This is a genomic window from Peteryoungia aggregata LMG 23059, from assembly GCF_030814435.1.
GTDB classification, from domain to species: Bacteria; Pseudomonadota; Alphaproteobacteria; order Rhizobiales; family Rhizobiaceae; genus Allorhizobium; species Allorhizobium aggregatum.
Map to the genome: position 1 here is coordinate 20412 of NZ_JAUSUW010000013.1, position 13680 is coordinate 34091.

A 13680-nucleotide genomic window follows, 5' to 3' on the forward strand; every position below is an offset into this window, starting at 1 on the left:
GCATGGATACAAGAAGCCGGATCGCCTTCATCGGCACAGGCCTCATGGGGGCTCCGATGGTGCGTCGGTTGCTGGCTGCGGGATTCGCGGTCACGGTCTGGAACAGAGATGGACGAAAGGCAGAAGCGCTCGTTTCCGCAGGCGCGAGGAATGCGTCGACGGCAAGAGAAGCCGCGAGCGGCGCCGACATTGTCTTCACCATGCTCTCAGACGGAACAGCCGTCGGCGAGGTCCTGTTTTCGGCAGGCGTCGCGGACGCCCTGAGGCCAGGCGGCACGGTGATCGATACCTCTTCGATTGCCCCGCCGATCGCCAGAGACCATGCTGCACGCCTTGCCGAACGCGGGATCGCCCATGTGGACGCACCTGTCTCCGGCGGTGTTGTCGGCGCAGAAGCCGGCACGCTGGCCATCATGGCCGGCGGCGAGGCAGACGTGATTGCGGGGCTGTCAGGGGTTTTCGCCCCCCTCGGTCGTGTGACCCATGTCGGCCCCTCCGGAGCCGGGCAGATCTGCAAGCTGGCCAACCAGCAGATCGTCGCCATCACCATCGGCGCCGTGGCGGAAGCCATGATGCTGGTCGAGGCCGGCGGCGCATCACGGGCGAAGTTTCGCGAGGCGATCCGTGGCGGCTTTGCAGAAAGCCGGATCCTAGAGCTGCACGGCCAGCGGATGGTCGAGCGCCGTTTTGAACCGGGCGGACCCTCGCGCCTGCAGTTGAAGGACCTGAACGCAGTCGCCGCCATGGCACAGTCCCTGGGATTGCACCTGCCGCTGACTGCAGACATTCGCGAGGCGTTTGAGGCATTCGTCGCCGACGGGCATGGCGATACCGACCATAGCGGCCTGCTCCTTCACCTGGAAAAAATCAATGATCGCGGGGAGAATGACCGATGACTGACACGAAGAAGCCGGGCCGGCGCTTGCGATCACAGGACTGGTTCGACAATCCCGATCACCTCGACATGACGGCGCTGTATCTTGAGCGTTTCATGAACTACGGCACGACGCCGGAGGAACTCCGCTCCGGCAGACCGATCATCGGGATCGCCCAGTCGGGTTCGGACATCAATCCGTGCAACCGCCACCACCTGGATCTGGCCAAGCGGGTACGCGACGGCATCCGGGATGCCGGTGGCATCCCCATCGAGTTTCCCTCGCACCCGCTCTTTGAAAACTGCAAGCGTCCGACCGCCGCCCTCGATCGCAATCTCGCCTATCTCGGACTGGTGGAATTGCTCTATGGCTATCCGTTCGATGGTGTCGTGCTCACCACCGGCTGCGACAAGACCACGCCTTCAGCCCTGATGGCGGCCTCGACCGTCGATATTCCCGCGATCGTGCTTTCAGGCGGACCCATGCTGGATGGTTGGCATGATGGCGAACGCGTCGGGTCAGGCACGGTGATATGGCGGTCCCGCCGTAAATATGCAGCGGGAGAGATTACCCGCGAGGAGTTTCTCGAACGCGCCCTGGATTCTGCACCCTCCCCCGGCCACTGCAACACCATGGGCACGGCCTCGACGATGAATGCCATGGCTGAGGCCCTCGGCATGTCCCTGACCGGCTGCGCCGCCATCCCGGCCGCCTATCGCGAGCGGGGACAGATGGCCTACCGAACAGGACGGCGAGTCGTGGAACTGGTCCTGGAAAACATTCGCCCCTCCGACATCCTGACGCGCGAAGCCTTTCTCAACGCCATCCGCGTAAACTCGGCCATCGGCGGTTCGACCAACGCACAGCCGCATATGATGGCGATGGCCAAGCATGCAGGCGTCGAACTTCTACCGGAGGACTGGCAGGTTCACGGCTTCGACATTCCGCTGCTCGCCAATGTCCAGCCGGCGGGTGCCTATCTCGGCGAGGGCTTCCATCGCGCAGGCGGCGTGCCGGCCATCATGTGGGAGCTGCTCCAGGCCGGAAGACTCGAGGCAAGCTGTCCGACGGTGACCGGACAAACCATGGGAGAAAACCTTGAAGGCCGAGAGGCAACCGATCGCGAGGTCATCAAGCCCTATCACGCACCGATGAAGGAGCGCGCCGGCTTCCTCGTGCTCAGAGGCAACCTTTTCGATTTCGCCATCATGAAGACGAGTGTCATATCCGACGGTTTTCGACAGCGTTATCTGCAGCAACCGGGTCGGGAAGGCGTATTCGAGGGCCGTGCCATCGTCTTTGACGGCTCGGAAGACTACCACCGACGCATCAATGATCCATCGCTCGACATCGACGAAACCTGTATTCTCGTCATCCGCGGTGCCGGTCCCCTGGGTTGGCCGGGGTCGGCCGAGGTCGTCAACATGCAGCCGCCGGATCATCTGATAAGACGCGGCATCATGAGCCTGCCCACTATTGGCGACGGCCGCCAGTCCGGCACCGCCGACAGCCCGTCGATCCTCAACGCATCTCCGGAAAGTGCAGCCGGCGGCGGGCTTGCCTGGATCAGGACCGGCGACGTGATCAGGATCGACCTCGAGCACGGGCGCTGCGACATGATCGTGGACGAGGTCGAGATCGCCCGACGTCGAAGCGAAGGCATTCCACCGGTGCCTGCAGACGCCACCCCCTGGCAAAGGCTCTATCGACAGACAGTGACCCAGCTGTCCGACGGCGCGACGATCCGCGGTGCGGAAGAATTCCATAAAATCTCCGACACGCCGCCTCGGCACAATCACTGACGCGCAACACGGACATCATTTGTTCGCGTTCGAAGCAGACAGATCGGCAAAATACCGCCGGAAGATCAGTCCATAGTGGAACTGACCGACGGAGAAATCATTCAAGCCTCCATCAGCATATCCATGGAGGCACAGATGAAACCCGTTCTTGAACTGCTTGCCGGCACGAGCGTCGCAGTCGGCATCGTGGTCGGCGGCGTGGCCCTTGCGTCCGCCGCCCTTGAACCGGCGGGACAACCGCATCGGTTTGACGGCCTTGACCTGCAGGACCTCTGGACAGCCGAGCCCGTCGTGGTCGACCGCAACAAGCAGAACTACGAGAGGCTCGCCCCACGTTATGCAAGCCACGTCGTGATGAGCGCGCCCAGACACACGCTCCGAAAGCGCCCCGGCGCTGCCGGCAACATCCGCCTTGAGTGACATCGACATCCTGATGACGGTTTCGGTGGAAAGAGGCGAAACCGACACTGCCTTGGAGGGCATCCTGTCGCCGCATCCGGCCGTTCGGGAAAAACATGTCCCGATTTCTGGCCCCTTCAGGGACACAGACGGGCAGCTTCTCAATCCATTGGCGAATGGAGGACACCCTTCTGGCGCTCGATTGGCGGGAAGAAATTCGTGAAACGCAAATGACTGCGCCGCGGCTGCAAGGGTTCTGCAGCAAATTGGCGCGCACAAGCGCCACATATCAATTGGGGGGAAGCATTGATTTTGATCGGGCCGCGACCGGACTTAACATTGCGCTCGAGGCTGCGGCAGAGCAGTTGACCCGATAGGCGTAATCTCATGTCTTGGCGAACCTGGCAGCACGTGTCCCAGAGGCTCACGCGTTGTGCGCAGATACCACGTCAGGGCGCCCGAAGAGCGCCCCTTGTCACCGCTAGTAGCTCAGTAGCGCGGAAAGTCGGCCGGATTGATTCCGAGGGTCTTGAGATGATGGTCCTTTGGACGACGATGTCCCTCGACAGCAGCCGCTGCGGAGCTTGCTGCGCCAAGAACGGCGATCGCACGACCGAGGAAACCCTGCTGGATGGACTTGCGGAGGCTAGACATTTCTTTGCTCGCTTTCTTCGTTTGCAAGCAGAAGATGATACTCCGACGGTGGAATTACAATGGACGGAAAGTCACGCCAGCCATGCAGCCGATGCAGGCCGAGTTAATCAGACCCTGCATCGGCACATGGTAATTTAGGCATCAGTCTTCACTGGCTGCAACCTGGGCCAGTACCTGCCCCTTGCCCCGCGCCCGAAGGATCATCGGAACAAAGAGCGCGATGGCCGCAAGCGCCAGCAAGATGGCAGCAATCGGCGAGGTGACGAGCACGGTCGCATCACCCTGGCTGATCGACAAAGCACGACGCAGCTGTTGCTCGGCCATCGGCCCGAGGATCAGGCCGACGATGACAGGCGCGATCGGATACCCGAAAACACGCATGATGTAACCGAGCACACCGAAGGTGAGAAGGAGGCCGAGTTCGAATACAGACGGGTTAGCACCGATCGTGCCGAGTGTCGCGAACACGAGAATGCCAGAATAGAGCCACGGCTTCGGAATGGTCAGCAGGCGCACCCACAGACCGATCAGCGGCAGGTTCAGCACCAGCAGCATGAAGTTGGCGATCAGCAGCGATGCGATCAGACCCCAGACCAGCTGCGGATTGGTCGCGAACAGAAGCGGTCCCGGCTGCAAGCCGAATTGCTGGAAGCCGGCAAGCATGATCGCGGCGGTGGCCGTGGTCGGCAGACCGAGCGTCAGCAGCGGTACCAACGTTCCGGCAGCGGAGGCATTGTTTGCGGCTTCAGGACCCGCAACACCTTCGATGGCACCGTGACCGAATTCCTCGAGATGCTTCGAGAAGTTCTTCTCTGCGGAATAGGACAGGAAGCTCGAGACATCCGCGCCGCCTGCGGGCATTGCACCGATCGGGAAGCCGATCGCTGTGCCACGAAGCCAGGGTTTCCAGGAGCGTTTCCAATCGGACTTGGTCATCCAGAGCGAACCGCGCACCGCCTCGACCTTGTCAGGAGCCCGGGCACCTTGCGCGGCCACATAGAGTGTTTCGCCGATCGCGAACATCGCCACCGCGAGTGTCGTCACTTCGAGACCGTCCAGAAGGTCCGGCACGCCGAAGCTGAGACGGGTCTGGCCGGTGAGCTGGTCGATGCCCACGATCGAAAAGGCGAGGCCGATGAACAGCGCCGTCAGGCCGCGTAGCGTGGAGTCCCCGAAGGCTGCGGACACCGTGACGAAGGCCAGCACCATCAGGGCGAAGTACTCTCTTGGCCCGAAGGACAGAGCGAACTTGACGACATAGGGTGCGATGAAGGCCAGCGAGATGGTCGCAAGCAATCCCGCGACAAAGGACCCGATCGCCGCCGTGGCAAGTGCTGGCCCCCCGCGTCCGGCCCGGGCCATCTTGTTGCCCTCGAGCGCCGTGACTATGGAAGCACTTTCGCCTGGTGTGTTCAGCAGGATCGACGTCGTCGAGCCGCCATACATGCCGCCGTAATAGATGCCGGCGAACATGATCAGCGAGCCGGCAGGATCGAGTTGGTACGTGACCGGCAACAGCAGGGCCACGGTGAGCGCCGGACCAATGCCCGGCAAGACGCCGACAAGTGTGCCGAGCGTGACGCCGATCAGCGCATAGAACAGGTTGATCGGCTGAGCGGCGATCGCCAGCCCCTGGAGAAGGAAATCAAACGTATTCACGGGGTTCCCCTCAGAAGAACAGCCGCTCGAGTGGACCCGCCGGCAAGGACAGTTGCAGGAAGCGCGCGAAAATGATCCACACGACGAAGGAGAGTGCGATGCCCGCAGGCAGCGAAATCCAGAACTTTCTCTTGCCGAACCCGGCAGCGGTCATGGCAAACAGAATACCGGTGGCAATCGAGAAGCCGGCAGTCTTCAAAAGCAGCATCTGCGCGGCAAGTCCCGCGACGATGAACAGGACAGGGGGGAGCTCCTGATGATCCCGCGCCGGAAAATCGCGACGCAACGCAGCGAAGACTGTCCAGACGCCGAGCACGATCAGACCGAATGCAATGCCCTTGGGCACTGTCGCCGGACCGATGCCGGAATAGAGATTGCCGCCTTGCAACCGCGCAACGTCGAAGAAGATCAGGCCCGCAATCGCGAACATCACCAGAGCGATGGCCAGCGCCGCCCAATCAGGGCGGCGCGTGCGATGTCCGGAAGAGCGTTCTTCCATGCTCATTTCACGAGCCCGATGTCTTTCAGGATCGCTTCGGTCGCGGTGATGTCCTTGGCGAGCTGCTCTTCGAAGGCGGCGCCGGACAGATAGGTGTCCTGCCAGTTTTTCGTCTTCAGCGTTTCCTGCCAGCCGGCGGATTTCGCAAGCTTTTCAACGTCAGCCTGGATGGCAGCCTTCTGCTCGTCGGTCAGGCCAGGAGCTGCAGCGACCATGCGCCAATTCTGCAAGACGACGTCGAGGCCGCTTTCCTTCAGCGTCGGCGCGTCGGCACCGGCAATACGTTCCGCGCTGGAGACGGCAAGCAGACGAAGCGCGCCGGCAGCGACCTGGGCCTGGAATTCGCCATAGCTGGAAATGCCGACCGTCACCTGGCCACCAAGGATGGCAGCAAGCGCTTCACCACCGCCCGAATAGGCGATGTAGTTGATCTTCGTCGGATCGACGCCGGCGGCCTTTGCGATCAGGCCGGCACCGATGTGGTCCACGCCGCCGGCAGAGCCGCCAGCCCAGGACACCGAACCCGGATCGGCCTTCAGCTTTTCGACCAGCTGGCCGATGTTCTGGATATCGGAATTGGCAGGAACGACGATCGCCTCGTATTCGCCGGTGAGGCGTGCGATCGGCGTGACGTCGGCCAGCGTGACCGGCGACTGGTTGGTCAGGATCGCGCCTACCATGACGTAGCCGCCGACGATGAGGGCGTTCGGATTGCCCTTCTGCTGGCTGGCGAACTGCGCGAGCCCGATGGTGCCACCGGCGCCTGGAACGTTCATGACCTGGACGTTGCTGGAAACGCCTTCAGACTGCATCACCGCCTGCAGCGAGCGGGCCGTCTGGTCCCAGCCGCCGCCGGGCGCTGCCGGAGCCATGATCGTGTAGTCGGCGGCTGCGGCCGGAAGGGCCAGCGCGCCTGCGAGAATAGATGCCAGGAAAAAGTGCTTCAAGATAGTCCTCCACCATCAATGCGGCTCTTGCCGCTTTCAACTGATCTGTGGGGAGAATGCGGGTTCCCCCAATACGGCGCGAACCGTTCCAGGCAATGCCTGCTCCTCCCGTGTCCCATCTGCCCCGCCTCCACGGAACGATGTGACCATACGCCCTATCAGCAGAACCTGTCACCCACCTGTCACCGCAGTGCAGAGAGGCTTCGGATCAGAACGGGAAGGAAAGGTTGGAAACGCACCCGCCGATCAGGAGGCGTGCACCTGGTCGTTGAGGTCGCGCACGAGCCGCTGGTGGCTGCGCAGGCTGATCAGCACATCGCCGAAACGGACGAGCCCCTGACCGGCCAGCATATCCTTGAGCTTGATGAAGACGTCGGCCGTCGCAATGGCATCACCCAGCGCGGTATGTCGGTCCTCGTCCTCGATGTGAACTCCAAGGCGAACGGCCAGCGCATCGAGAGTATGGGTCTCGGCCGGGCCGAAGGCGGTCGCCGACACGAGAACCGTATCGAGAATAGGATGCAGGAAACGCAGCCCTATTTCCTTTTCCCGCCTGTAGAGAAACTCCATGTCGAAGGGCGCATTATGCGCGACGAGAACCGCGCCCTCTGCGAAACGATGGAACTGCCGTATGGCCTCCTGAACGCTGACGGCATCGGCGACCATTGCATCGCTGACACCGTGGATCGCTGTTGCCGAGCCCGGGATCGGTCGGCCAGGATTGACGAGCAGATTGAACACCTCGCTCTTCACGCGCTTTCCATTGACGATCCGCACGGCCGCAATCTGGACGATCTCGTCGCCCTGCTCGGGCAGAAGCCCCGTCGTCTCGGTGTCGAAGACCACATAGGTCAGTGCATCGAGGCGAGCCTCGGAGAGCTTGTCGTACTGCATGCGGGACAACAGGTCGAAATCATAGACCACGTGGCGGGACAGGTCGGTTCCCATGGGGCGAAGCTTTTCGATCGGCCGCAGCCGCGTCAAGATCGCCGGACGCCCCGCCAGGAACCCGACCGAGAGCGTGTTGCCATGCGCCCTCAGAATTGTCTCGCTGGTCACCCCACCGTCATAGACTGGTTCGTTCAGCCACGCCTGCAAGGCCTCTGGTGTGACCGGCGTGCCCGACCAGGAGATCGCCAGCTCGGCCGCATCCCCGACCTCAGAGATCACGAGGTGGAACTGTGCTGCCGATGTCGCGCCGTTCACCCGCGCTGCGACGTGGGCCAGAAGGCTGACGATGTCGAACGCATTGCAGCGGACGGCAACCTCCGCAGCCTCCGTGTCCAGCGACAGTCCGAGTCCGTGCAACTCCCGACGCAATTGGCTAGCGAGCTCCCGCGCATCCGTTGGCGACATCGGCCAGCCATCGGATCGGCAACTCTCGAAGCGGGCTTCCAGTCCGTCCAGAATCGTGTCGAGCGTCTCGATATCCGATCGGATGACATCATCCGTCAGGTGACGCTCTGCCTGGTCGGCGGCAAGCCTGCGCAACCGGGACACTGACGGTCGAATCTGCAGGAAGACATCACCCAGGAGCACATCACGCCTGGCATAGGCTGCCACTTCCGTCGTGACGTCGCGCAAGGTCATCACATAGGCCCCGCCATCGCCGCCATTGTCGCTGGCAAGCCGCATGCGACCAGCGAGACGACTTTGACCACAGGGGCTGAGACAGATGAACTCCACCACAGCGTCGGGATCAGCACTCTCGATCAGCCTGTGATGCGCGTCCCGGATCGGACCTTCGCTGAGATAGTCGAAGACGTTGCGGTCAAGGCAGACAGGGCGTGGTGAACCGGCCAGCATCTGTCGGGCCACGCCGTTGTAAAAGACGAGATGATGGCGAGCGGTACACAGCAGAACCGCCGGCGGCACATCGGCAAGCAGCTGCTCGAGCTTGTTCTTGTCCGAGGAGAGCCGCGCTGTTTCGCGTTGCAATGTTTCAGCAAGGGCCCCGCGGGTTTGTGCAATCGTTGCAGCCGTAGCCGAGGCAGCCGCAGCCAGGTCGCCGAGATAGCGCGCATCATCCGCCGCAAAGTCATGGGCGACATCGGCATGGGCTCTCGCCCGCATCGCCGAGGCCACCTTGTCGATGGGACGGGCGATATGCGTGTCGAAGAGAAACCAGATCCAGGTCACGAGCGCCAGGATAAGGAAACCGGCTGCGACCGCCCCCTGCACGAAGGCGTTCAGCATGTCAGGATTACCTTCGCGGTGGTAGCCAAACCACAAACCGACCGCCAATGCCGCAATGGCACCGGCCGCCAGTGCCACGAAAAACAGCAGGATACGTCCGCGGAGGCTGATCCTGGTCACCATGGTTCCCTCACCCGGCCGAACATGCGATTTTCATGGCCGCATCGTCAGGCTCTACTTTGGTCCATTCTGCACCCACGAGGCTCCCATCATCGGCAATGCTGACATTCCCATCGACCAGATCGGCGCGGCGCGCATTCTGGCAGTCAAAAACCACCTTGACCGGCGTCACCGGCTGCCAACGGGCCAACAGCAGAATATCAACCATGACCAGACCCGGCTGGTTCGGATGCCGCTTGGCAGCCTTCAGATCAACGGCCGTGAAACGCGTGGTCACAGGCTCAATATAGGACCACGGCCGCCAGAAGGCGGTCTGCTCATTCTTCCAGGAGACGACGATCCCCGGCAACGCCAGATTCATCCGGTCAAACCAGCTGTATTCGCTCCAGATGGAATAGCTGAGCATACCGAGACCAGCCATCATTGGGACGATCCATTTTGGCAAAAACCCGCGGCTCAACCAGCGCAGCAACATCGCGACACCGGACAGGGCAACACCGGCGACGACCGCAGCGATCAACTCAAACAGCATTCTTCATTCCTTCAGACGGGCGCCCGACCGCCATTGGCGAGCGCCGATTGCATGGTGCGCACGACGACAAAAGCGTCGCGCAAATGGGACCGTTCGAAGTCTCCGAAATCATACGGTGCGAGGAAGTTATCCGGCTTTCGCCCGTCCCGCACCTGCCTGACCTGATTGCGCAGCCGCATATCGGCGATCAGGTCATAGGCGGCGATCAGATCACGCGCTCCAGCGCCGGAAATGATCCCGGCTTCTTCCGCCGCAAGCAGGCGCGCACGCGTATTCACGGGCGCAAGTCTGCCGATCAGGGAATAGACGCGTCCTAGATCGACAACAGGCACCACACCGTTGTGCTTCATGTCGATCTGGTTGCGATGCTCGCCGCTGCGGATCGTGGCAAAGCCCCTTAGGAGTCCGAGCGGTGGAGCATGCTTCAACGAGTTGCTGATCATATGCGCGGTGAAGATCGAGTTGCGGCTCGCATCTTCCAGAGTTTCTGCCTGCAGATCCTGGAAGAGTGACGACGCACCGCAGATCGGCCTGAGGTCGAACATCACGCTGGCCAGCATCTGCGCGGTCGGATCCGGCTTGTAGATCCAGTCACGGAAATAGCTCCGCCAGACCGAGACCGGCTGGCACCAGCGCGGATTGGTCGCCATCATGTCACCCGGGCAATAAAAATATCCGCAGATATCGAGGCCCCGACTAACCTTGGCGGCAAGCTGCTGGAACCAGGGCATGTCCTCAGGCTCCACCCCGTCTTCGATGAAGATGCAGTTGTCCTGATCACTCACACCGCTCTGTTCCTGCCGCCCCTGGCTGCCGCAGGCAAGCCAGACATAGGGCACCGGCGGCGGCCCAAGCTCACGCTCGGCGAGCATGATCAGCCGCCGTGTGACACTGTCAGCAATGTCGGTGATCAGGCGGGTCACCACCTCGTGGGCATTGTTGCTGCCGACGAGCTGAACGAGCAGTTGCGGGATGCGCGCCGTGATCGCGCGCATGTCCTCCGCGCTTTCGGCCGACGCAATGTCACGGATCAACTGGGCAGAACTGATGGCATGGAAGCGAATGAGGTCCGTTTGGGTGATCATCCCCACCAGCCTGTCGCCTTCGACGACCGGAAGATGACCGACACGGCGTTCTAGCATCAGGTGCAGGATGTCGGAGCCCAGAGCCTCCCCCGGCAGCCCGACCGGATCCGGCGTCATCACGGCAGAAACCGGTGTTGTATCGGGGTTCAAGCCCTCTGCAAGCACGCGCCCAGTCAGGTCGCGCGTCGTGAGGATGCCGAGAAAACGACCGTTATCGACGACGCCGAGACTCGAGACGTGTCGTTCGCGCATCAGGGTGGCAGCAGAACGGACTGTGTCGGAGGAGGCACAAACGATCGGCGGTCGCGACATCAGCTCGCTCACCTTCTGGATCGCCATATCGCCGCGCCGCGCATCGGCAAAGCGCCCACGGGTGAAGAAGCGGGAAAAGACAGCCTGCTCCTGCATCAACCGATGGAACTCGTCCTTCGGCAACATCAGCAGGGTGCAGTCGGAGCGCGCTGTCGCAGTCGTTGCTGCGAAACCGTCCGACAACAGACCACGTTCACCAAACGAATTTCGAGCGGCAAGCTCGGAGACCACCGTATTCGCGGCATCGAGGATTTCCACCGCACCATCCATGATGAGGTAGATGCCGGCCAACACGTTGCCCCGGTGATAGATTTCAGAACCTTTGGAAAAGGAGACTTGTTCGAAGCGGCTGGAAACCAGCTCGATCTGGTCCCTCGGGAGACTGTCATAGGGATGGACGGTCTCAAGAAACATCAGCACGTCGGATTGTGCCTGGGACATCCCGTTTGCCCTCACTTGGCGCTATTGAGCCGCGAATGACTGAGGGACAGGAGGGGCGACTCTGCGCCGCCCCTCCCGATCATTTCGATCAGTGACCGGTTGCCTGACCAGCGCCGCGCGGAACGCGGATGGATTCGACGAGATCCTGGACATGCTTCGGCGGAGCCTGGGTCATCATCGACACGAGATAGGCCGTGCCGAAGTTGAGCAGTGCGCCGATCGGGCCAAACGCCGTCGGCGGGATGCCGAAGATGTAGTTGGCCGGAACGTTTTCGAGCATGTTGGTGCCTGCGACGAAGAACCAGCCCAGATAGGTGAACAGGTACAAGCAGGTAACCACGAGGCCGACGATCATGCCAAGCGTGGCGCCGAGCGAGTTGATGCGCTTCGAGAAGATGCCCATCATCAGAGCCGGGAAGATCGTCGCAGCAGCAAGACCGAAGGCGAGTGCGACGGTCTGCGCCGCGAAGCCCGGCGGGTTGAGGCCGAGCAGGGTTGCGACCAGGATCGCGCCTGCCATGGCGATACGCGCCGCCAGAAGCTCACCCTTTTCCGAGATATCCGGCTTCAGGAAGTCCTTGATCAGGTCGTGACTGATCGCAGACGAGATCGCGAGCAGCAGGCCGGCAGCGGTCGACAGAGCGGCTGCAAGACCGCCAGCAGCGATGAGAGCGATAACCCAGCCCGGCAGCTGTGCGATTTCCGGGTTGGCGAGAACGAGGATGTCGTTGTTGATCGTCAGCTCGTTGCCCGTCCAGCCACGCTCGGCAGCCGTGGCGGCAAAGCCTTCGGACTTGTCGTTGTAGTACTGGATACGGCCGTCGCCATTCTTGTCTTCAAACTTCAGAAGACCCGTGACTTCCCAGTTGCGCATCCAGTCCGGACGCTCGTCGTAAAGGACGGCTTCCTGCTGCGTGCCACCCGGGAAGATGGTGTCGATGATGTTCAGGCGTGCCATGGCGCCTACGGCAGGAGCACTGAGGTAGAGCAAGGCGATGAAGATCAGCGCCCAACCAGCGGACCAACGAGCATCCGAGACCTTCGGAACCGTGAAGAAGCGGATGATGACGTGCGGCAGACCGGCCGTACCGATCATCAGCGACAGGGTGAACAGGGTCATGTTGAGCATGGAGCCCTGGGCTGTGTAAGCGTTGAAGCCGAGGTCGGTGACGACCTGGTCAAGCTTCTGCAAGAGCGGCAGCGCAGATTCCGTGTGCGTGCCGAAGAGGCCGAACCACGGGATCGGGTTGCCGGTCAGCTGCAGCGAAATGAAGACCGCCGGGATGGTGTAGGCGATGATCAGAACGATGTACTGGGCGACCTGCGTATAGGTGATGCCCTTCATGCCGCCGAGAACCGCGTACACGAAGACCACGGCAGACGCGATCCAGAGACCGGTCGAAACATCGACTTCGAGGAAGCGCGAGAAGGCGACGCCAGCGCCTGTCATCTGGCCGATAACGTAAGTGACCGAGATGATGATCAGGCAGACGACAGCCGTCAGGCGAGCGCCCTGGCTGTAGAAGCGGTCACCGATAAACTGCGGAACGGTGTATTTGCCGAACTTGCGCAGGTAGGGTGCAAGCAGGAGCGCGAGCAGCACGTAGCCGCCAGTCCAGCCCATGAGGAAGGTAGAGTTACCATAACCGACGGTGGCAATAAGGCCGGCCATGGAGATGAAGGAGGCCGCAGACATCCAGTCGGCAGCGGTTGCCATGCCGTTCATGACCGGGTTGACGCCGCGGTTTGCAGCGTAGAACTCGGCCGTGGTACCGGCACGAGCCCAGATGGCAATACCGATGTAGAGCGCGAAGGACGCGCCTACGATCAGCAGATTAAGTGTATACTGATCCATTGTTGATCCGCCTTACTGCTCGTCGACGCCGAATTCGCGGTCGATCTTGTTCATGTACACCGAGTAGCCGAAAATCAGGACGATGAAGACAACGATCGAGCCTTGCTGGGCGAACCAGAAGCCGAGATCGGTTCCACCGACGGCGATGCCGGAGAGAGCCGGACGGAGCAGGATACCGAATCCATAGGATACGATGGCCCAAATCGCCAGGCAGATGTAAATGACGCGAACGTTTGCTGACCAGTAAGCGTTGGACGAAGAATTTTCCGTCACGAGTACTCCTCCCTTTCCTCGATGAGGCATC

Annotated in this window: 12 protein-coding genes; 3 read left to right on the plus strand and 9 right to left on the minus strand. The window is 61.6% G+C overall.

The features are described from left to right. Positions 1 to 2: 2 nt before the first annotated feature. From J2045_RS18895 to J2045_RS18905, 3 genes are all read left to right on the plus strand, one after another. Positions 3 to 896, plus strand: a complete 894-nt coding sequence (locus J2045_RS18895; protein WP_307375750.1) for an NAD(P)-dependent oxidoreductase — start codon at positions 3 to 5, stop codon at positions 894 to 896. Further along, complete coding sequence (locus tag J2045_RS18900; protein WP_307375753.1) at positions 893 to 2677, plus strand: IlvD/Edd family dehydratase; 1785 nt, start codon at positions 893 to 895, stop codon at positions 2675 to 2677. The genes J2045_RS18895 and J2045_RS18900 overlap by 4 nt, the downstream gene beginning before the upstream one ends. A gap of 135 nt (positions 2678 to 2812) precedes the next feature. Continuing rightward, entirely contained in the window at positions 2813 to 3097 is a 285-nt protein-coding gene (locus J2045_RS18905; protein WP_307375755.1) for a hypothetical protein, read from the plus strand. Between the two features lie 468 nt (positions 3098 to 3565). On the opposite strand, the gene J2045_RS18910 is transcribed toward J2045_RS18905, so the two are convergent. From J2045_RS18910 to J2045_RS18950, 9 genes are all read right to left on the minus strand, one after another. Then, positions 3566 to 3730 carry a hypothetical protein gene (locus tag J2045_RS18910; protein WP_166601365.1) on the minus strand — a complete coding sequence of 55 codons (165 nt, stop codon included), beginning with the start codon at positions 3728 to 3730 and terminating at the stop codon, positions 3566 to 3568. Positions 3731 to 3871: 141 nt separating this feature from the next. Continuing rightward, positions 3872 to 5389, minus strand: coding sequence for a tripartite tricarboxylate transporter permease (locus J2045_RS18915; RefSeq protein WP_307375759.1), 1518 nt, complete (start codon positions 5387 to 5389; stop codon positions 3872 to 3874). Positions 5390 to 5399: 10 nt separating this feature from the next. After that, positions 5400 to 5894 (minus strand): tripartite tricarboxylate transporter TctB family protein, encoded by a 495-nt coding sequence (locus tag J2045_RS18920; RefSeq protein ID WP_307375761.1) that lies wholly within the window; start codon positions 5892 to 5894, stop codon positions 5400 to 5402. Beyond that, the gene (locus J2045_RS18925; protein WP_307375764.1) at positions 5891 to 6835 is read right to left on the minus strand and encodes a Bug family tripartite tricarboxylate transporter substrate binding protein; all 945 of its coding nucleotides are present in this window, start codon (positions 6833 to 6835) and stop codon (positions 5891 to 5893) included. The genes J2045_RS18920 and J2045_RS18925 overlap by 4 nt, the downstream gene beginning before the upstream one ends. Before the next feature lie 246 nt (positions 6836 to 7081). Further along, complete coding sequence (locus tag J2045_RS18930) at positions 7082 to 9154, minus strand: 3'-5' exonuclease (RefSeq protein ID WP_307375766.1); 2073 nt, start codon at positions 9152 to 9154, stop codon at positions 7082 to 7084. Positions 9155 to 9161: 7 nt separating this feature from the next. Continuing rightward, positions 9162 to 9683, minus strand: coding sequence for a hypothetical protein (locus J2045_RS18935; protein ID WP_307375769.1), 522 nt, complete (start codon positions 9681 to 9683; stop codon positions 9162 to 9164). A gap of 11 nt (positions 9684 to 9694) precedes the next feature. After that, positions 9695 to 11521, minus strand: a complete 1827-nt coding sequence (locus tag J2045_RS18940; RefSeq protein WP_307375771.1) for a DUF294 nucleotidyltransferase-like domain-containing protein — start codon at positions 11519 to 11521, stop codon at positions 9695 to 9697. An 88-nt stretch (positions 11522 to 11609) separates the two neighbouring features. Continuing rightward, the gene (locus tag J2045_RS18945) at positions 11610 to 13376 is read right to left on the minus strand and encodes a sodium:solute symporter family protein (protein ID WP_307375773.1); all 1767 of its coding nucleotides are present in this window, start codon (positions 13374 to 13376) and stop codon (positions 11610 to 11612) included. 12 nt (positions 13377 to 13388) lie between these two features. Next, positions 13389 to 13649 carry a DUF4212 domain-containing protein gene (locus J2045_RS18950; RefSeq protein WP_307375775.1) on the minus strand — a complete coding sequence of 87 codons (261 nt, stop codon included), beginning with the start codon at positions 13647 to 13649 and terminating at the stop codon, positions 13389 to 13391. Between the last annotated feature and the right edge of the window lie 31 nt (positions 13650 to 13680).